The 21,974-nt window shown below is 36.0% G+C and carries 13 protein-coding genes, 1 tRNA gene and 1 pseudogene; 7 read left to right on the top strand and 8 right to left on the bottom strand.

Annotated features, from left to right (window positions below; all coding sequences use genetic code 11):
- The first annotated feature begins 9 nt into the window (after positions 1-9).
- Positions 10-864: a glycosyltransferase gene (locus VKJ25_RS13775; RefSeq protein ID WP_324237201.1), complete on the top strand. Its 855-nt coding sequence runs from the start codon at positions 10-12 to the stop codon at positions 862-864.
- Between the two features lie 294 nt (positions 865-1,158).
- The gene (locus VKJ25_RS13770; protein ID WP_324237200.1) at positions 1,159-2,802 is read left to right on the top strand and encodes a mechanosensitive ion channel family protein; all 1,644 of its coding nucleotides are present in this window, start codon (positions 1,159-1,161) and stop codon (positions 2,800-2,802) included.
- 1,315 nt (positions 2,803-4,117) lie between these two features.
- Here VKJ25_RS13770 and VKJ25_RS13765 read toward each other — a convergent pair.
- Positions 4,118-5,995 carry an ABC transporter ATP-binding protein gene (locus VKJ25_RS13765; protein ID WP_324237199.1) on the bottom strand — a complete coding sequence of 626 codons (1,878 nt, stop codon included), beginning with the start codon at positions 5,993-5,995 and terminating at the stop codon, positions 4,118-4,120.
- 355 nt (positions 5,996-6,350) lie between these two features.
- On the opposite strand from VKJ25_RS13765, the gene VKJ25_RS13760 reads away from it, so the two are divergent.
- On the top strand, positions 6,351-6,881 hold the full coding sequence (locus tag VKJ25_RS13760; RefSeq protein ID WP_324237198.1) for a DUF4168 domain-containing protein: 531 nt from the start codon (positions 6,351-6,353) through the stop codon (positions 6,879-6,881).
- A 638-nt stretch (positions 6,882-7,519) separates the two neighbouring features.
- On the opposite strand, the gene argC is transcribed toward VKJ25_RS13760, so the two are convergent.
- Positions 7,520-8,578: an N-acetyl-gamma-glutamyl-phosphate reductase gene (gene argC, locus VKJ25_RS13755; RefSeq protein WP_324237197.1), complete on the bottom strand. Its 1,059-nt coding sequence runs from the start codon at positions 8,576-8,578 to the stop codon at positions 7,520-7,522.
- Between the two features lie 650 nt (positions 8,579-9,228).
- Between argC and hemB the strand changes: the two are divergent.
- Positions 9,229-10,210, top strand: a pseudogene (gene hemB, locus VKJ25_RS13750) (porphobilinogen synthase).
- A 773-nt stretch (positions 10,211-10,983) separates the two neighbouring features.
- Here hemB and VKJ25_RS13745 read toward each other — a convergent pair.
- The 5 genes from VKJ25_RS13745 to VKJ25_RS13725 all read right to left on the bottom strand — a co-directional run bounded on the left by VKJ25_RS13745 (position 10,984) and on the right by VKJ25_RS13725 (position 15,730).
- Complete coding sequence (locus tag VKJ25_RS13745; RefSeq protein ID WP_324237196.1) at positions 10,984-11,763, bottom strand: hypothetical protein; 780 nt, start codon at positions 11,761-11,763, stop codon at positions 10,984-10,986.
- A gap of 415 nt (positions 11,764-12,178) precedes the next feature.
- Positions 12,179-12,448: a hypothetical protein gene (locus VKJ25_RS13740; RefSeq protein WP_324237195.1), complete on the bottom strand. Its 270-nt coding sequence runs from the start codon at positions 12,446-12,448 to the stop codon at positions 12,179-12,181.
- Positions 12,432-13,322 (bottom strand): Fic family protein, encoded by an 891-nt coding sequence (locus tag VKJ25_RS13735; RefSeq protein ID WP_324237194.1) that lies wholly within the window; start codon positions 13,320-13,322, stop codon positions 12,432-12,434. Before VKJ25_RS13735 ends, VKJ25_RS13740 begins: the two co-directional genes overlap by 17 nt.
- A 49-nt stretch (positions 13,323-13,371) precedes the next feature.
- Positions 13,372-14,262 (bottom strand): alpha/beta fold hydrolase, encoded by an 891-nt coding sequence (locus tag VKJ25_RS13730; protein ID WP_324237193.1) that lies wholly within the window; start codon positions 14,260-14,262, stop codon positions 13,372-13,374.
- A 439-nt stretch (positions 14,263-14,701) separates the two neighbouring features.
- Positions 14,702-15,730, bottom strand: a complete 1,029-nt coding sequence (locus VKJ25_RS13725; RefSeq protein WP_324237192.1) for a hypothetical protein — start codon at positions 15,728-15,730, stop codon at positions 14,702-14,704.
- A gap of 709 nt (positions 15,731-16,439) precedes the next feature.
- Between VKJ25_RS13725 and VKJ25_RS13720 the strand changes: the two genes are divergently transcribed.
- Both VKJ25_RS13720 and VKJ25_RS13715 read left to right on the top strand, forming a co-directional pair.
- A tRNA-Arg gene (locus VKJ25_RS13720) sits at positions 16,440-16,512 on the top strand.
- Between the two features lie 402 nt (positions 16,513-16,914).
- Positions 16,915-17,355, top strand: a complete 441-nt coding sequence (locus tag VKJ25_RS13715; protein WP_324237191.1) for a hypothetical protein — start codon at positions 16,915-16,917, stop codon at positions 17,353-17,355.
- A 383-nt stretch (positions 17,356-17,738) separates the two neighbouring features.
- On the opposite strand, the gene gyrB is transcribed toward VKJ25_RS13715, so the two are convergent.
- A complete protein-coding gene (gene gyrB, locus VKJ25_RS13710; protein ID WP_324237190.1) occupies positions 17,739-20,471 on the bottom strand; it encodes a DNA topoisomerase (ATP-hydrolyzing) subunit B in 2,733 nt (910 codons plus the stop codon).
- 328 nt (positions 20,472-20,799) lie between these two features.
- On the opposite strand from gyrB, the gene miaA reads away from it, so the two are divergent.
- Entirely contained in the window at positions 20,800-21,834 is a 1,035-nt protein-coding gene (miaA, locus tag VKJ25_RS13705) for a tRNA (adenosine(37)-N6)-dimethylallyltransferase MiaA (RefSeq protein WP_375340332.1), read from the top strand.
- Positions 21,835-21,974 lie beyond the last annotated feature (140 nt).

Below are 21,974 nucleotides of genomic sequence, written 5' to 3'. Positions count from 1 at the left end.
TCTGTATCTATGTTTAGTTTTGTAATCCCTTGCTACAATGGTAAGGCTGCTCTCAATAATACACTGCAATCCTTATTTTGGCAGGAAAAATCTATTCCATTTGAGATTATCTTAGTAGATAATAATTCAAGTCAGGATAATCTTGATGACCTTTATGAAGCCTACAAAGACAAGCTCAATCTCTACTTAATTAAGCAGCCTAAATTAAAAACGACCTACGCCCTAAGTCGCTCTCGTAATCTCGGCTTGAAACTCAGCCAATATCCTTGGATGATTACTCTAGACTCCGACATTATCTTACCTCCCCACTATCTAACAAACCTAAGTACCTATATTAATACAACGAATCGAGAGCAAAATGTTTTATTAACAGCAGAACGTATTTTTATCAGTCGTACTGATATTGAGCCACTGACATGGGACAAACTAACAGAAGCAGTTCCAATTGCAAGTTCTTCTAACTATAATCGCATTGAAGATCGAAGACTTCCTTATCTCAAAAAATTGGCGACAACTCCTCATCCTTGGGCATTCTTTCATGGTTGTAATACCATTTTTCAAATCCAGAGTGCTATTGCAGCGGGTGGATTTGATGAAGAATATGATGGGCATTGGGGATATGAAGATATTGATTTTGCTTATCGCATCATCACTCGAACCGACTGTAAACCTGTGTACTTACCCTCTATTTACTGCTATCACCAAGAAGAAGAACATTCTGCCCCAACAAATCTCGATCGTTTCGATAAATCCAAAAATCCTAATTGGAAGCGTATCTGCGATCATATTCCCGGTTTCAAAGAATTCAAACGTCAACAATACCAATCTCTCACTTGTCAAGAACTCAAATTGGATGAATCGTAGAAAGCCAGAAATGTTCAAGGCTGAACAAAAATTTACATATTCAATGACACCAAAGCGATGAAAGCCAATTTTCACCTGAACCAAATTAACTTTTTAAACCAATAAATATAACTTATTTCTTGACACATACAAGCTTGAAGATAGCGAAGTTTATCTAATATTTTCTCTCCATACTCTGGAGATATTTCTATGGTGTATTACTTACCTCCCTATTCCCCATCTCGATCCGTTTTATCATTAAGTGGAGAAAGCCAGAAAATTAATTAAGTCCCTTTATCAAAATTAATTTAGACTATGTTGACACTTTTACAAACATCAAACTTTTCAGCCATATACTTACCCCCCTGGTTTGGACAGGGATTAGGACTTTTAGTCATTGCAATAGTTCTAGGATTTTGTTTATCTCTAATCCTATTCTGGACGCTAAAGTCTTTCTTTCGGCGTTCCAGCAATGAGATAGGTATTTTAACTATCAACATTTTGCAAACTCCTCTACTAATACTTTTGGTCATAATTGCTCTGAAAGTATTAACTTACAGTTTAAACTTTTTAGAAAATTTACCTTTCATTCAAAGATTATTCACAGCAGGAATTATTGCTGTAACTACTTATTTAATCAATCAATTATTCACCCAGGTAATTGCTTATTCTCTCAGCAAATATGCAGAAAAAACAGAAGCAGACTGGGATGATGTTTTAATTCCCTTAATTAAAAATACCCTACCAATTTTAGTCTACTTAATAGGAAGTTTTTTATTCCTCCAAACATTAGGAATAGATTTAAGTGGGTTATGGGTTGCATTTGGTGGTATTACATTTGTACTCGGTTTTGCACTGAGAGATATTTTATCTAACTTTTTTAGTGGTTTGGTATTATTAGTAGATACACCATTTCAATTTGGTGATGTTATATCTTTAGAAAATGGCTCAGTTGCTGTAATTAAATCTATTGGAATTAGGTTAACAACTTTATATTTAATTGAAAGTCATTGTGACTTGTTAGTGCCTAACGCTGCTTTACAAACTCAAAATTTGATTAATTTGAGCCGTCCTAATTCTAACTATTATTATACAATTGTTGTACCAATTAGAGCTGATAGCGACCCCAGTCGAGCTATCAAAATTATTGAAGAAGTGATTTTAAGCCATCCAGATACACTAGGAGATATCAAGAAAAAGTTGGTAGCTATAGACAATTTTTACAGGGTGACAGATCAATTATTAGAAAGTGAGGATAATCTTTTATCGAAAAAAGACGCGGGTCGTCAACGTCTCATAGCAGAGGAAAGAGTTAAAGTTAAACTAGAACAAATTCAGAAAGCAATTACAGAATTAGTTAGTAAAATTAAGGTTATGGAAATGCAAGGATTAGATTCGGGAGAAATTAGAGAAATTCAAGGTTATTATTTAGATATAGTGAGAATGGTAGGGTTGGAAACAGTATCAGAAAAACAACAAGGACAAAAGTCATTATATTTGCAAGAATCACAGAAAATGGATGAAGATGCTTTAATTAGCTTGCTGAGAAGTTGGTATCGAAACTGGCAAAAAGATCCAGATTTAATTCATACAGATAATAAAGTTTTAGAAAGTGAGTGGGAAAGAAGAATCTATTTTTTAATCAAGAGAATGAACAAGTTATTACAGCAAATTGTTAATGCTAATCGGGGTGTTTCAGAAACAAAATTGGATGATTATACCGAAGAATTATGGACATGGATAGAAGAGAGATTTCAAACTTATGATTTGTGGCAATCTCCGAAAATTTGGATGCAAAATGTGTCGGGAGTTGATTTTGGTACTACTAATATTAATCTGGCTGTGAAGTTTTTCGTGGATAATGTGAAACTGGAACAATGTCAGCGTGGCAACCGCATCCGCAGTGAAGTTCATGGAGAAATTATCCGGCGATTGAGACAAGCTTATTTGTACAGATAGATTGTTGTTTTTGGAGATATTTTCGATCAAAATATTTTTATTACATGATATTAATAAAACCTTGATAAAATCACACTTAAGGAGTATAATGTTAAAGATTCTTTGTGTCTTTTTAGAATTATAGGTTAGCTGGAAAAATGAAGATGCTTAACATGAACGAATTTATTAAGAATATCTATGAAGCAGGCTCGGTTGTAGGGCGTAGCAGGAAAGCTCATAAACTACACTCCACGATCGATCGCGAAGCAGGTGAGTTTCTATTTTCTATCATTAATAGTGATTCCACGATCCGCAACACTTTAGAAGTCGGCTGTGCATATTCGTTGCAAATTAAAATATACCGTTAAAAATTTCTCGGAAATCCACTGCTATCGGATGACCAAAGCCTTTAAGTAAAGGTACTAGAGGCTTTAGTATTTCCCCCATACGAGTCGCTCAGGTCAGTTGGGTATGGTTGACGCTGAGGATTTGCGATCGCAAGTTGACGGCTCATTAGTCACAATATAGCTTAACTATAACATAACTAGAACCTAATCATAACAATATATTCATTTAGAGCCTAATGAGTACATAGAACTTGCTCAATTTAGGGTAAATCGCGAAAATATTGTAGTGCGGGCATCTTGCTCGCACGGGAGTACCTCATAACAAAAGAAAGCGCTGTATTTTGGTGTCAGTCAATCAAGCTATGAAATAATCACTCTGGTTTTACAAGAAACGGGGTTGGTTGGAAACAGATGCCAATACCTGAGTGGTATTTAATACAAAACCAGTTTCCTATGCTTTGGGGCAGTCTCCAAAAATTTGTTGATATCTATATAACAAATTGATTTTTGCACTACTTCATCAAAAAAAATAATCAAACAAATTCAGGACTTATATCATTTCCGGTTGAATACTTATAAATAAACCCACCCCTAATATAGAATCCCGATAATTAGTATACCCAAGTCATTGCGACTGAAACACAGTGGAAGGAAGCCAGATCGCAAAACCTCTGAGATTGCTTCCGCTTCGTCGATAGGGACTACTGTTCAACCAGATTCTATATAACCCCTCCTGGCAGGGGGAAAGGATGTACAGGGTAATAGTGAAAAACATATAGTGCGGGCATCTTGTCCGCGCGATTGTACCTCACTAAGGAGAAATTTATAGAACCCAAATGGGTTATATAAAATTAGGAGAGAAGATGGGGAGATGATGAATATGGGACTATTTTTCTACCTTTTTCCCCTCCTGGGAGGGGTTAGGGGTGGGTTGACTCTTGTTTTCTTTGGCAAAAACCTGCACTCCCTGCAAAGATACCAAATGGCTTCTATAAATTTCCAGTAGGAATAGAAGCAATAAGTTGACGCGTATACTCCCGTTGTGGTTGATTATAAACTTGTTCCGCAAGACCAATTTCTTCAATTTTACCTTGATTCATCACCATGATCCGATCGCTCATAAATTTGACGACACTCAAATCATGGGAAATAAAAATATATGTCAACCCAAATTCATCCTGCAATTCTTTCAATAAATTCAGCACTTGCGCTTGCACCGATACATCCAAAGCAGAAACCGACTCATCACAAATAATTAATTTAGGATTTAATGCTAAAGCACGAGCAATACAAATCCGTTGACGTTGCCCACCAGAAAAAGCATAAGGATAACGACTTAACGAATCAGTAGTTAATCCCACCCTTTCTAATAAATATGCTGCGCGATCGCGTCTCACTTGCTGATTACCGACACCATGAATTAACATTGGTTCCATCACCGCTTCACCCACAGTTAAACGGGGATCGAGGGAGCCAAAAGGATCTTGAAAAATTATTTGCATATCCCGTCGCAGACTCCGCAATATTCCTCCCAGAGGTTTTGTAATTTCTTGACCTTCAAAAAATACCTCTCCACCCGTAACCGAAATTAATTGGAGTATTGCTCTCGCTAAGGTACTTTTACCACAACCAGACTCTCCCACTAAACCCAGAGTTTCACTGCGAGCAACACTAAAAGAAACATCATTAACTGCCATCAATAGACGTTTGGTTTGACCAAATATTCCTTTAACTGGGAACCCAACTCGTAAATTATTAACTGCCAAGATCGGATTTTCAGTTGTTGGCGAAACTGTTTTCTTTCCCAAATCTATATTTTCTGGTTGCGCTACTGCTGCATTTTTTTCCCGAATTTCTATTTCTCCATTAGAGTTTGTCACCTCTTCCATGAAATCAGAAACAGTAGGTAAACGAAAAACTTTTTTATCTAGGGGAGGACGACAAGCTAATAAACCTTTAGTATAAGGATGCTGTGGTTGAGAAAATATTCGCCCGATGTCGCCATATTCCACTATTTTACCTTGATACATAACTGCTACCATATCAGCTATTTCGGAAATTACCCCCAAGTCGTGGGAGATAAAAATCACAGACATTCCTCTACTTTTTCCCAATTCCCGTAACAACTCTAAAATTTTTGCTTGCACTGTCACATCTAAAGCAGTTGTCGGTTCATCTGCAATTAATAAAGTCGGATTACAAGAAATCGCCATCGCTATCATTACCCTTTGAATTTGACCTCCAGACAGTTCATGGGGATAACGATCTAAGATGGCTAGCTTTTTTTGGTTAACTTGCCGCATAATTTTGCGTTCGCCTACCTCTTCTCCTTTAGTAAAAGGAGATTTTCCTAAACCATCTCCTGTTATTTCCTCCAGAGATTTTTGTCGCAATACCTCATCACTGGGAATAAGCTTTACCTCTTGGAGTAGGGATGCTGCTTTACGTCGTGCTTCTGCTGCGGAAACACTTTGATACAATCTAATAGCTTCTGTTAATTGAAATCCTATAGTATAAACTGGGTTTAGAGAACTCATAGGTTCCTGGAAAATCATGGCAATTTTCCCACCTCGGTATAGTTGTTTTTCTGCTTCTGGTAATTGTAATAAATCTACTGGCTGATAATTTTGTGAATTTTCTGCGGAATTATTAAACCAAATTTCACCGCTAATTTGGCAAGATTTTTCCAATAGTAAACCCATAGTTGCTAAAGAGGTGACAGATTTTCCGGAACCTGATTCTCCAACAATTCCCAGGATTTGGCCTTTCTTGACAGAAAAGGATATATTCTCAACAGCTTTTACGAGTTTTTCTTCAGTTGTAAATTGAACTTTGAGGTTACGAACATCTAATATAGTAGTAGTCATTATGATTGAGAAATTCAATAGCAGAAATATATTCACATAAAAAATTATACAGCAGTTTCCCAACCGATGAGCTACAGTTGTTTTTCTTCTTTTTTATTGCCTGTTCCTATACCAATTCTCTACCTTCACTAACAGACTTTTTAGCGCCAACCCTAAATATATTTACTTAAGTAGTATAATTGGGAACTTTCTCACATTAAAATTATTCTATATATATCGTTAGGATTTACGTTCTTCAAACCAGGAGAGCGGGTTTATTAACGTAATTTATCACTTGATATGACAAATTATAGTTTATAAACCCATTTTTTCCGTAATTCTTAATAGTTGAAAATTTATTCTTTAATCATGAAGTATGAACATTAAAACATTAATTTCTAATATAGAACTATACCCTCAGAGACTAATATCTCGGTCTTTATTCATTGCAACTTTGTCTACATTAGGTTTAATGACGGGTATAGTTCCTAGAGTCTCAAATCTATCATTAATTTCTTGGTCTAATGCACCAGTTTATGCTCAAGAATCCTTCATAAATCAAGGTGTAACTGCTGAAGAAATAACTAAATATGCTAATTCAGTATTACAAATTGAGAAATTAAGAGTAGGAGTATATACAGAAATTCAAAATGAATTTCAAAAACAAAGTCTTGGTGGAGCTGTACCACCAATTATTTGTAATGAGAAAAGCAGTGTAAATAGATTACCAAAAGATATTAAGGTAATTGCTGTTAATTATTGCAATCAAGCTAAAAAAATTATTGAAGGAAACAATTTGACAGTTTCTCGGTTTAATGTAATTACCCAACTTCAAAGAAAAGATGAAACTTGGCGAGAAAGAATTAAAGCTGAGTTGGTCCGTATTCAACAACAAAATTCTAATTAAGTAGTCGTGCCAAATCTAACAATGATTTCCAGTCGTTCATTTGTACCATTATTTTTTCAAATTGGTATTAGGGGTTTGATCTTCAAACCCCTACTTTGTGGTTTACTGAACAGGACTTACACGGGAGGAACCCGGTTTCTACGACATATACTTGTTTTGAACAGTAAACGTCTACCCTCGTACCGGGTTTCTGGGTTCCCATAGCTTTAGTCCTGCTGAAATAAAAAACACTGTATCTCAATTAATTATTGCTTTGTTGATTAATTAGCAAAGCATTACAAATAAAGGAGCATTTTTAGAGTATAAAAAAGTGCGATCCTTTGAGCTACTTATGGTCAAAAAGTTACGATTTTGGGCAAAATAAAGTTGAGCAAAAAAATTATTCCCCATCTCTCCATACTTCCCACACTCTGTTTTTTTCAGCAAACCTGAAATTCACCCCCTTAAATTACAGCAATGCATGAGGATCGTGAGGTACACTTAATCCCTTGGCAGTTAGCCTTCGTTTGCTGTAACAACCTTCTAGGTTGTGTCACCACTCATTACTAAATAAAATTTTGTACCTCACGCGCCTCCGAAATTGCAGTAATTACAAACAACCAAGATGGTTGTGTTACTGAAGCTCGAAAACCATACCATTAGGGATAAAAGCTCAATTGAGGCAACCCCAAAGTTTCTTCCCAACCCATCATCAAATTCATACACTGAACTCCTTGTCCAGCTTGACCTTTGAGCAGATTATCAATAGCCGACAGAATAATCACTCTATCAGTACGATGATCCACCTCAATACCCAGATAACATGAATTAGTACCACAAACCCATTTAGTTTGAGGATAAGTGCCACTGGGTAAAACTTTCACCCAAGGGTTTTTACGATAAAAATTATCGTAAATAGTCAACAAATCTTCTCGTACTAACCCTGGATCTCTGAGAGTACCATACACTGTAGCCAATATTCCCCGTACCATTGGCATTAGATGGGGTGTAAACTGGACTTTCACATCATAACCTGCGAGATCGCTACAGATTTGTTCAATTTCTGGAGTGTGTCGGTGACTAGCTACTCCATAAGCACCAACAGAGTTATCAGCTTCAGCTAGCAACATATTAATATTTGCCTTTCGCCCTCCTCCAGATGTACCAGACTTCGCATCAATAATTGCAGTTTCCGGTACTATCAAACCCTGTTTAAATAGTGGTGCAAGTGCTAAGAGACTAGCAGTAACATAGCAACCAGGACAACCAATAAGTTGAGCATTGGCTATGCGATCGTGATACAACTCTGGTAAACCATACACAGCAGTAGCAGCTATCTTTTTATCTGTACGTTCACCACCATACCAAGATTTATAAGTTTCAAGATTAGCAAACCGATAGTCAGCAGATAAGTCTAATACTTTACATCCTTTTTCTAATAAAGAAGGTGCTATTTTCCAGGCTAAACCATTGGGTAGAGAAAGGAAAACTATCTTGCATTTACTGGCAATTTTGTCCACATCTATTGGTTCTACTTTTAAATCTACAAAATCTTCTAGATGAGGATAAATTGAGGAAAAAGGTTTTCCAGCACTGCTATCTCCTCCCAAGTAAACAACTTCAACTTGGGGATGATCCCGGAGAAGTTTCACAAGTTGCACCCCGCCATAACCAGAAGCACCTACAATTCCTATTGGCACAAGTGCTGATTCTTTCATAATGCTAATTCTCCTAAAGTAATTTTAGTAGCAAAGATTTTAACTTCTGCTGCTGCATTTTAATATCAAAATTAAAATTTGGTAGTTATGTTATACTTTGTTTGAGAATTTGACAATATTTTGGGCGTTGCATAGTTTTAGAAAAGATTAGGACTTACGCAGAAACCGGGTTTATGAACCATATTTCCTGGTTTGAACAACAATATCACGGCAATAAACCTGGTTTCTTGGTTATTTTGCGTAATTCCTGAGGAGATGAATCATAAATCCTTTCCCCGCGCCATATTCTGAGGATTTACCCATCAACTGGGTTTATGGACAAAATCTGATTATTAGTAGACCATAAAGTAGGAATGTTGTAGAAAATGTCCCTACAAGGTTATTATTATTTTCGGCTTTTATATTCTGCCCTTTACTTTTCTTTTGATAGTTAATTGGCCATTTTTAAAGTTCAGGACTTACGCAGATGAACCCAGAAACCCGGTACGAGGGTGGACTTCTATTGCTCAAAACAACGATTTATCGTAGAAACCGGGTTCCTCCCGTGTAAGTCCTAAAATATAAAGAATTGTTATATGAACATCAATATTTCTATTGGAACATCATAAACTTAATCCTTAGTCAAAAATATAATAATCAAAGAAAAAAATATGTTTCCAGTACATCGCCCTCGCCGTCTTCGTAATAATTTGCAATTACGTCGCATGGTACGAGAAAATATTGTAACTGTCAACGATCTTATTTATCCACTGTTTGCTGTACCAGGAACAGGTATTGCGAATGAAGTCAAATCAATGCCAGGAGTTTATCAACTTTCAGTAGACAAAATTGCTGAGGAAGCAAAGGAAGTCTATGATTTGGGGATTCCGGCAATTATTTTGTTTGGCATTCCTGAAGATAAGGATACTGAAGCTACCGGAGCTTGGCATGATTGTGGTATTGTACAAAAAGCGACAACTGCTGTTAAAGAAGCAGTACCAGATTTATTGGTTGTTGTGGATACTTGTTTGTGTGAGTATACAGATCATGGTCATTGCGGTTATTTACAAGTGGGAGACTTAACAGGTCGTGTATTAAATGACTCTACTTTAGAATTACTGAAAAAAAACTGCTGTTTCTCAAGCTCAAGCAGGTGCTGATATTATTGCTCCTTCTGGGATGATGGATGGTTTTGTACAAGCTATTAGATCTGGTTTAGATGATGCAGGGTTTGAGGATATTCCGATTTTATCTTATGCTGCTAAGTATGCTTCGTCATATTATGGACCGTTTCGAGATGCTGCTGACTCTGCTCCTCAGTTTGGCGATCGCAGAACTTATCAAATGGATCCAGCAAATAGTCGAGAAGCTCTCAAAGAGATTGAATTTGATATTGCGGAGGGAGCAGATATGTTGATGGTAAAACCTGCTTTAGCTTATATGGATATTATTTGGCGAGTGAAGGAAGCGACAAATTTACCTGTAGCAGCTTACAATGTATCGGGAGAATATTCGATGATTAAGGCTGCTGCATTAAATGGTTGGATCGATGAGCAAAAGGTAGTTATGGAAACTATGACGAGTTTTAAGCGTGCTGGTACTGACTTGATTTTAACTTATCATGCGAAAGATGTTGCTAAATGGCTGAAATAATTGAGTTTTTGTAATTAGTAAGCTTAGACTAATACTCAATTATTTAGCTGTTTGATAGATAGGAAAGATTTACTATAAGTATGAAGCAATCTCAGGAGTTGAGTGAGATTGCTTCATATTATTATTCTAAAATCAACATATCTAAACTTGAGGAAAAAAAAGGTTAAAAATAAGGTCAAACCTTTATACTGCAATGCTTTTACCTGGAAATCAGAGGTTTCTTGATATATCTAGGTTTCAGCCATTTTAAGCACGTTCAGGTATTTGCCTTGCCAATACTGGATTTGAAGCCATTTTCAGCCTAAAAAATTTTAAAGTCCAGATATCTCTTGTCAAGCAGACATTATGGCCTTTTATTAAAGAGGAAATTCAGATATAAAGATATCTGAGACAGAGTTGAATATCATATATCTGGTTAGTTTTGTAGAAAAATCAATTTATTCCCACTGGTAAATATAAGTCATCACCAGGTAGTCGTCTATCTTCAATTTCTTCTCTACTTTCTGCTAAAATTTTTTCATAGTTTTCACTGAAAATCTGGTTGTAGTCAGATTCTGTTCGTTGAACTTCAAATGCTAAATCTGCGCGACGTTCGACAGATTCTATAATACACGCTTGAACAATTGCATCAGCTTTTACTTCTAATTGTATAATTCTTGGGTGGGTAAATTTCAGGTAAAATCAGGCATTAAACGAAAATTATCTTGCCCAAATGCCTGATTACAAATTAAAATCATTTCTCCAAGAGCATGAAACCCTTATTATACGGTTTTTCATATCAATTTGTGATAAATGTGGCTAGAATCTGGGGAAAGATTTAAAACTAATTCCAAATACTCTGATAATGGTGCTTCAAGCGAAGTATCTTTATGAGATGATATTGGTGCTCCAAGCGAAGTATCTTCCTCTTTTAAAAGCTTGTAGATTTCTTGAGATTGAGCGATAAAATCTTTTATTTTATCGTGCTCTGCTCCAAAGGCTTTATTTAGAACTGTGCCATACAAAGAAAGAAATTCATTAAAAGTCAACTTTTGGACATCAACAGCTGATTTGTAAGCGACACAAGAAAAAACACTTTCCATATGTTTCTTTAACGATTCTGATTTAATATTCTGTCCCCAGAACCAGAAATCAAATCTAACGATGGCAGGATACTCAGCAACAACTTCGTAGACTTTAACTATTGATTGTGTTCCCTCACCAGTTCCTATAATCAATTGTAGACTTGAATTGATAACATCTGAAACAGCAGAGAAAATTTTCGGATCGCTAGAAAATAAGTTTTTTAAGGCTTCTTGAATTTTTTCTACAAAAGGAACTTCTTGACTTGTTTTGGCGCGGCATTGAGACTTTTTTTGAATTACCTTAGTAACTGAAATATTCAAATTTTTGTCACTCGTTTTCCCCATTTGAAGGTCTTTTTCTATTTCCGTCTCAAATACTAAAGTTTTTGCTTCAGCCAGATTCATAAGAATATTGAGCGTTTCCTTGATCTCGCTACTTACATCTGAACTACTATCAACACTAGAGACAATTTCCTTAACAAAACCCATGCTACAAGTCTCCCTGGAAAAATATAAAATATAAAATAATAAAACATAGTATACTATAGTATGGTTTTCTCAATAAAGACAAGGTTTGGTTCTCAAAAATATATCGTCAAATAAAAAAACAAATGATTATATTTTTTTGTATAGTTATACTTAATCTTATAACTTTTTTGGTCTCTTATTTATCACTTCACCTTTATAATACAGCTAATACTTATACTTAGATCGCTACAAGTTACGAATTTATAGTATATTTCCCTCTCCAGTTAGTGTTCTAGATAAAAAAATAAATTCAAAATATATTCTTGATTTTTACCAGAATGATACATAAGTATAATTGTCCCAAAGCAAATTATACTTTCGTCGCTGAAAGTATAATTTGCCTATTATTCACCAATGATTTTTAGAACCTCTGGTGCTAAAAAACTTTGCCGTATGAAGTTTCACTTGCTTGTACTAAAATGCCTGCTGTCACAAGTTTTTCAACATTTTGCTGTGCAGATTTATAGGTGACAGACAAAATCTCCTGAGCTTGAGGAATAGTAAGTATTGGCGATTCAAACAAACTATCAACTAAACGTAGAGGTGAAACTGAACCACGGGGTTGAGTTAACTTTTCTCGCCACTTTATTTGTAAGTCTTGCAACTGTTTTGAACGAATAACAGCGTCTTTAGATTGTTCTGTCACCCCCTGTAAAAAAAATCAACCAATCACGCCAACCACCGTTCCGACTAACATTCAGCATTAAATCGTAGTACATTTGACGGTTACGCTCAAAAAAAGCACTCAGATAAAGTAGAGGAAGAGGCAAAAGATTCCAACTTAAGAGCAAAAGAGAAATTAACAGTCTTCCTATGCGCCCATTGCCATCTAAAAATGGATGAATAGTTTCAAATTGATAATGAATTAAACCTATGCGTATAAGTGGTGGATAAATACACTTATTGTTCAAATATACCTCTAACTGTCTAAGACACTCTTGCATTTCTGGCGTTGGAGGAGGTATAAACCTAGCCTCATTTATACTCGTTCCTTCTGAAGCAATCCAGTTTTGAATTTTCCGAAACTCTCCTGGAGTAGCTGTTTCAACTCTTACTCCAGTAACTAAACGTTCGTGAAGTTCACAAAGAAAACGCAAGCATACTGGCAATGTTTTGAGTCTTTCTAAACCATATTCTAGTGTCCGCACATAATTAAGAACTTCTTGCACATCAGATTTTGAAGTAGGAGGAAGCACACCAGGGAAAGTTAATTGTCCTTGTCCTGTTTCATAGGCATAAAGGTTTGTGATATCAGCTTGTGTTCCTTCGATACGAGAAGATAATACTGCCTCACGACGAATGAAGGGACGAATTAAAAGATTTGGATTAGGCATAGTACGTCCTAAACCTGCTAGTTCTCCTAAAGCTAAAGAAGCTTCAGATGAAGCATTAAAAATTTCTATATCTAATTCTAGTTTTGGTGGTAGAGGATGAGGAACAAAAGCGAAGCAAGAATTTTGATTGTCTGCAACTTGTACGAATTTTCCTGTAGGGGTATTTTGAAATTTTTCTGGATTCATTTTAGTTATGGTATTTCAATTTTAACATCTAAATTTAAGAAATTTGTCATTAGTTTTCTCTTATAAAATCCAGAATATAATTAGCAGTAACTTCTGCTTTTTCCAAATGAGGAACATGACCACAATTAGAAATCCAAATCAGTTGAGAATTAGCGATCGCTTCTTCCAATTTAGCAGCATCACCAGTACCTAAAATATTATCATTCTCTCCCCACAAAATCAAAGTTTGTTGCTGAATCAAATGTAATTTTTGTTTGAAATTACCATACCCACCACTTTTAGTAAAAGAAATTAAGGCTTGATTCCAACCAGGCATTTCTAAATGTAATCTAGCACAAATATTAGCATCTAAAGTTGCAAAACTTTTATCAAAATAAGCACTACGACTAATATTTTGTCGTACCTGGGGACGACGCAAAAATTCTGTAGCGAAATAGTCAAGTGGGGGAAATATAAACTTACTAATAATCGGATTATTTTTCAATCCAACACTATCAATTAATACTAATTTTTGCACAAATTCTGGATAATTTAAAGTAAAATCAATAGCAGCAGCACCACCCATAGAAGCACCTACTAAAATAATAGGTTGATTAATTAAACTTTTCCAGACACAATAAACATGAGTAGCGATCGCTCTTGGATTAATTTTTAAATTAGGTAATCTATCTGTAAAACCAAACCCTAATAAATCTACTGCCCAAGTTTCATTTTCAGTAGCAAGTAATGGTAAAAGGCGACGAAATTCAAAAATAGAACTATCAAAACCATGCAGTAATAAAATTGGAGTACCACCCTTACCTTTAGATACAAAAGTTGTATTAATTGGTTGAGAAATAAGAGAAGTATAAATTAATTTAGACTGAATATTTTCAGCAAAATAAATAGATGTAGATTCACTCAGATTTGCAGTTAATTTTGGTAAAAAATCAGGAAACATTAGCACTAATTAAAAATTTTTATTGATGATAACTAAATACAGTTCAGTTTAGGGTTGCTATATTCGTCAATCCCCTTCTTTAAAGAAGGGGTAATTATTAATTATTAATTGTTCAAAGCAAGAAAGAAGAAACTTTAAGAGGATAAAAACCTTATAGCAATTACTAAAAGTAATGCTTGACTTAAGCTATACTTTAACACCTTAATAACACCTCAATAGTTACCAAGATTCAAAGTCTGTTGCGTAACAATTATTAGTTGTTTAATAATTATTTTTCCTACAGGACTTACGCAGCGACCCTAGATATAGTGCTTTTAACTATTGCGCAATAGTTAAAAAACTCTATATCTATGATATAGTACCTTTGCGTAAGTCCTGTCCTACTTTTAATCTCTCCCCACACTTCCCACACCTCCTGCACTTCCCTCTCTCCTCACTGCTAGCTTTTAGGTTCTATCCAAACTTTCATTCCCTCTATTCTCAGAGATTTATTGCGAGTACCACAGTATTGACCATTGGTATAAACCGGCGAATCTCCAATATTTTGCACATGAGCAGTGTAGAATATATCATAACTACTGCCTTGAGAACCTGTAAGTCGTATGGCAAATCCTTCTAACCTACGCGCTCTTCCACGTTCCCCGGCGAGTTTTCCAGCTTCTAACCAAGGAGTATCGCCAACTCCACCAATATTTGCCATATATTCTAAATTTAATCCAGCAATGGGGGGTTCTATGTTAATTTGAAAAGCTTCCACACGGTAACCTTGACCACGAGTACCTGCATATTCTCCAGCAGCAAAAGAGCGATCGCCGAAATTTTGTATATGAACTATAATTTTTAATCCTACAGAACTTTCTGAGAGTTTATTAGTAGTTTCTCCAAACATAACATTTGGTCTTTGAATTTGTTGAGGAGAATTTTGAGGCGTTTCGACACCAGGAACAATAATAATTTCTTCTTGAGCTTTTGCTGGTGTCGGAGCTTCTAAAATAATTATATCTGGATCATCAATAGGTGTTTGAGTAGGTTCACTACCACCAGAAGGTACTACTATTAAAGGTTGTAAGTTTGCAGTAGTTGATTTTTGAGAATCGGTTGATTGATTAGTAATATTTTTAGTTCGCTCTAAGTCTTCCAGTACAGGTAATTTACTTTTAGATGTTGTTGCTAAGGAGTCAGATGATTCTGTATTTTGTGTAACTGCTGTAATTAAGTTTTCTAAGTCTGTCAAGGAAAATATTGCCCCAGTAGAAATTTGAGATGTTTCTGCTAGTTTTAGTCCCTGTTCTTTGATTTCAGTAAAATCTTTATTATAGGCCATCAGTTCTTCTAGTAAACTTTCTGAAAAGGGAGTACCTATATTTTGTAGTTCTTTAGCTGCTATGGAGAGACGAATACCTAAATTAGGAAAATTTTCTGATAAGGATTTTAATTTGGCTACTAAGTTATGATAAGTTGTTTCCATGCTTTTGTTACAGTCCAAAATCGTACAGTGACAATTTTACCGAAAATTTGGGTCTAAAGCCTTCCCTTTTCAGCTATCCCTTACCCATAACTCTTAAAAAGTTTGAGACACACCCCTAGCCCCTCCCAGAAGGGGAAGGGGGAAAAGAGAGTAGGGGAGAAAGGAGAAAAAATGATAGTAGCTAATTCAATAATGGATAATTGATAATTACCTCTCCCTAAAAACGGATAGGATTAAATAAAAGGAAAAAATAAATTTTTTCCCCTTCCAAGGGGAGGCTTCAAGCCCCGAATTATTTAATTATTAATCCTTGGGTAAAACAAGTTTAAGCAATCACAAAAAAAAGTGTTTTTTCATACATTTTTCTCCCGAAAAAGTCGAACTAAGACTTGTGCATAACTTGTCAATTTTGTCAAGTTTTATGTTAAGAAATATCTGGGTCAGGACTTACGCAAAATATCAAATCATACACCATCTGTAGTGGCAATTTCCTGTAGAATGCTACTATATTTATTGCGCGAATCGCCACTACTATATTATATATGGTTATGGTGGTTCTGCTTAAGTCCTGTAGGTAATAGCTAAAACCAGAGGTACTGATAACTGGTAACTCTTAACTGATAACTGAAATGACCCTTTAAGGAAAAATAATAATTTTCCTATTGCTACTTTTACACTAGAAATGCTATCCTTATCTTTAAGATGTTTAGGGCGCGTAGCTCAGTGGATAGAGCACCAGATTCCGGTTCTGGGTGTCGGGGGTTCAAATCCCTCCGTGCTCATTTTTAAGTAAAAATACCTAACTCCTAACCCTTACTTTAATATAAAGAAAAAATTCTTTTGAGCTAATCCTTTTCCCTATAAGAATAGGTAATTATTAATTATTAATTATTAAACTACTCCTAATTTTTGTATACAACTCCTTGAGATAGTCTAAAATACTGGTGTATTGCTAAAACTATACTTGGTAAGTAAATCTACTTAATTTTTCTGGCTAGGTAAAAAAAGCCATTGGACTTTTAGTATAATTAGCCAAATATTTTTCCTGAGTCTGTATCCTTTTAGTTGACTAGATACAATGGGTAATAATGGCAGCTTTACTACCCACCTGACCTAATGGTAATGGTTAGGCGTCCAAGCCGTAAACTTGATTAAACTAGCATTAACAGTATAGGAATAGGACTGTGGTTCATACATATATATTAGAATCAGGCACATGGAAGATAAAAGGACATTGGCTGAAGCGCGATGGAATGTTGATTGCTGTTGAGGGTAAAACTATCGTGACATGGGATCGTACAGATTGGTTCTCTATGAAAACAGAATTAATATTTCCTAGTCAAGAACTTAAGGACATTTCTTTAGATTATAAAGGACGTCTTGACAATAATGAACAACGCTATACCTTTGTTATACAACACAGTGACCTGGGAAAAGTTGAAGGGGAAGGATGGCTTGGTCTTAATTCAATTATTCAGAGGTATTGGGTACTAGGAAATGACCCCCAACGTCGTAGTGGTTTTGAAACTTTACTCCGCCTAGACAAAGATCGATATTACTCCAGTAGTGGTATTTTAAAAGGTCCTTCTTTGTTTAGTTCTATGGAAGCAAATATACAGCGTTGAGCAGAGTAGTTAATCTGATGATGGTAGATAGTAATGGAATAAATAATTGGGAAAGTGTGGGGTACAGAAAAAATATATATTCTTACTATCACTATGTTAGATAACTGTTGATTTTACTAAAAGTTATCAAGATTTTATAATGTGAAAGGAAGGATAGGTATTATAGAACTTGTGGTGATACAAATTGAATAACATAATTTAAGTCACTATAATAATACTAAATTTTTGCTTGGGTTTGGAGACCAAACCCCTAGGATAAAAACTTACCAACAGATAATTGATAATTAGAGATAGTTTTCATTATCCACTTCGATGATTCATCTGTTATTCATTACTCATTATCAATTATCAATTATCAATTATTAAATATTAAATATTAAATATTAAATATCCAAGTCCGTAATCTTCAATTTAGGTCCGTAAGTCTCAATAAACTCACGTCTCGGCGCCACCCGATCGCCCATCAAAACGGTAAATATCCGATCCGCTTCCGCAGCATCTTCAATTTCTACCCGCTTCAATGTCCGAGTATCAGGGTTCATGGTTGTATCCCACAACTGAACTGGCATCATTTCACCCAAACCTTTAAATCGTTGGATAGTATAGTTGGCATTCCCAGGAAACTCATTGGCAATCAGTTGTTCAAGTTCGCGATCGCTATAACAATAATAATGATTCTTACCCCGTTCCACTTTGTACAATGGAGGACAAGCAATATAGATATAACCCTGGTCTACTAATGCTCTTTGGTATCGGTAGAAAAAGGTCAACAACAATGTGCGGATGTGGGAACCATCAACATCAGCATCAGTCATAATAATTACCTTATGATAGCGCAGTTGAGAAGGATCAAACTCTTCGCCTTTGATACCTAAACCTAAAGCTGTAATCATAGATTGAATTTCATTATTTTTGTAGATTTTGGCATCGTCCGTTTTTTCAATGTTGATAATTTTACCTCGCAACGGCAATATAGCTTGGAAACGGCGATCGCGACCTTGTTTAGCACTATTATGCACAAAAACTCCACTCGCTAGAGCAAAATTATGAGTATTGGGAACTTCTATATCATAAACATCTTGTCGCTCTGTCAACGGTTCGATAGAAACAACCCGATGATTATAGTTACGAATAGCATCTTGTGCTAAAAGTTCGTCTCTTTCAGAGCAGCGAGATGTGAACTCAAGATTTTCCCTCTGGAATGCCAAGTCTTCCTCAGTTGGAAGTCGCTGAATATTATTAGGATTATTATTCAGTTTATTAAAATCAACATGATGATCGTGGTTTCCATCTACTGACTCAGGGGACTTAAGCAAAGAAACCGGGTTTTTAAAACATTGACTCAAAAACCCGGTTTCTGGATTCGTTTGCGTAAGTCCCAAGTTATAAAAATCTGCCAACAAATGTGTATAAATCCAACGTTCTTTTTGAGGATTCCAGATCATTTCATAACCATCTAATCCATCACCAGTTTCTGTCTTTTGAGATAACTTTTGATACAGAGGCATTAAAGAATCACTTGGTGTTAATAAAGCTGCTGGTTTATAACTACCATCTCTGAGCATAAAAGGATGATCTGGAGTACAAATTATAGTTTCATTATTATCCAAAGTTATCTTAATTACCGTGGCATTTTTCTTAGTTATTCTAGCATTAATTATCCGTTCAATTGCCACATTTCCACTCTCATTAATTGTGTAACAAAAATGTTCTTTACCCTCTGCTTGTTCGGCTACTATTTCTATAAAGCTAAGTCTACGTCCATCAGCTAAAATAACTTGTTGATTGCCATAAAAACAGCCAGATGCACTATCGCCTTCGACGAGGTAAATCTCTGATTCTTCAGGGTTTTTCGTACTGCAATCTGCCAGTTTTCCTGGTAATGGAGAAGATTCTAAAACTGATTTTCTCCTCACTAAATCCCTCGCTCGACGAGCTGCTTCTGCTGCTTTAAAAGCTTGAATAGCTTTCTCTAAAACTGCATCTGCAACTTGAGGATTAAAGTCGAAATATTCAGTTAAAACTTCTCCCACCAAAGAATCAACAATACCCCTCACTTCAGTATTGCCTAATTTAGTTTTAGTTTGACCTTCAAATTCTGGTTCTGGAACCTTCACAGAAATAACTGCTGTTAATCCTTCCCTAACATTTTCACCACCTAAATTTGCCTCACTTTCTTTAAGTTTATTCCGCTTTCGAGCAATACCATTCATGGTTCTGGTTAAAACAGTTTTTAAACCCTCCAAATGAGTACCACCATCAACAGTTCTAATATTGTTAGCAAAACCCAGAACATTATCACTAAAAGCATCCACACACCATTGCAAAGCTACTTCCACTTGCACATCATTCTTTTCTCCTTGCACAAAAATCACTTCTTCATGCAAAGGTTGTTTTTCCCGGTTCATGTAAGTGACATATTCCTTAATACCACCCTCATAACAATAAGACTCTACTCGCGGTTCATCACTTTTGAGTAACTCCAGGCGATGATCTGTAATTGTAATCTTGACACCTGCATTCAAATATGCTAGTTCTCGCAGACGACCAACTATGGTATTGTAGTCAAATTCGATACCTGTAGTAAAAATTTCCTCATCTGGCAAAAAATGTACTGATGTACCTGTGCGCTTTTCTTTATTAGATTTAGATGTTAAGTCCCCGGTAGGTTTACCACGTTCATAACCTTGAATATGTGTCTTTTTATCCCGCCAAACCGTTACCTCTACCCATTCTGACAAAGCATTCACGACGGAAACCCCCACACCATGTAATCCCCCAGAAACTTTATATCCACCTCCACCAAACTTACCTCCAGCGTGGAGAACAGTCATAACTGTTTCCAAAGCAGACTTACCTGTTTTAGAATGGGTATCAACTGGAATACCCCGGCCATCATCTGTAATTTTGACAGACCCATCTTCATTTAGGTCAACTTCAATGTGGGTGCAATAACCAGCAAGTGCCTCATCAATGGAGTTATCAACTACTTCGTAGATTAGATGATGGAGTCCACGAGGCCCCGTGGAACCAATGTACATTCCCGGTCGCTTCCTTACCGCTTCCAGACCTTCCAGAACTTGTATTTGTTCAGCGCCATAATTGTTGCTGGCCATAGCAATATCTCTCCCTATAATGGCTTTAATACTAACTTTCGTTAATAAATGAAATTTTTCTTGTAAATTATAGCATAAATGCCTTCAATGCGACTATAGAGTATTTTGGGAAGAAATTTATTTAGGGTATGTAGATAGTATTCAGGAGTCAGGAGTCAGGAGTCAGTAGGAGTGATACTCAAAAATGGGGTTTATCAAGGCTAAAAGGGAAAAATCGAAAAACCAACCCATAAACCTGGTTTCTTTGCATAAATAAATAAGTGTTAATATTATAGACTAACTAATAATTTCTTTTAGTCTTAACTTTTGAATGCATGAATTTTGAATTTTGACTTTAATTACTATTTGCGGGCCAACTGCTACGGGTAAATCTGGATTAGCTTTGGATTTGGCCCAGAGATTGGATTCAGTAATTCTCAGTGCAGATTCCCGTCAAGTTTATAAAGATTTTAATATTGGCACGGCAAAACCAACTATAACAGAACGGAAATTAGTACCTCATTATTTAATAGATATTTGTGAACCAACAAAGACTTTAACATTAGCAGAATATCAGGAACAAACACAACATTTAATTTCAAGACTTATGCAGAAACCGGGTTTATCAACTAAGTTTCCTGGTTTGAACAACAATCAGGGCAATAAACCCGGTTTCTTGGCGAGTTTGCCTAACTCCTATTTTAATGACTCTACTGGTGACACTAATTTTGCTCAACCTCCTTTGTTAGTAGGGGGTACGGGTTTGTACATTAAGGCAATAGTTAAAGGTTTGAAGATTCCTAGAGTTGGACCTAATGAAAAATTGCGCTCGCATTTATCACATTTAGGTCAAAATCAATGTTACAAAATGTTGCAGCAGGTTGATGGGATTGCTGCTGAGAAAATTCACCCTAATGATCTGGTGAGAACTTTACGAGCATTGGAAGTATTTTATGTGACTGGGAAACCCATTTCTCAACAACAGGGAGAAAATCCTCCAGATTATCCAATTTTACAGATTGGGTTAGATTGTGATGTGGAGGTTTTGGGAGAACGTATTCGTCATCGAACTGAGAAAATGGTGGAAGTTGGGTTAGTGGAGGAGGTAAAATTTTTGTGTGAAAAATATGGTACGGAGTTGCCGTTGTTGGAAACTTTGGGTTATGGGGAAATGAAACAATATTTGGCAGGAGATATTAGTTTGAAGGAAGCGATCGAGGCAACAGTTTTACATACTCGTCAGTTTGCCAAACGACAACGGACTTGGTTTCGAGCATATTCAGAGATTGAATGGTTTGATGCGGATGCTTCCGATTTATGGGAACAGGTTTGGGAGCGAGTGGAAGAGTGGAGGAGTAGGGGAGTAGGGGAGTGTCGGAAATAGTCCTCATGTTATTGATATGGGGGGCGGGTTTATTTCACTTTAGGAAAACTGCTTAACTTACTTGAAAAACCCCCCCTACTAATATGGGGGGCGGGTTTATTTCACTTTAGGAAAACTGCTTAACTCACTTGAAAAACCCC

The organism is Okeania sp., from assembly GCF_035285525.1.
Lineage (GTDB): Bacteria > Cyanobacteriota > Cyanobacteriia > Cyanobacteriales > Microcoleaceae > Trichodesmium.
This window is presented reverse-complemented; position numbering and strand designations above follow the sequence as displayed.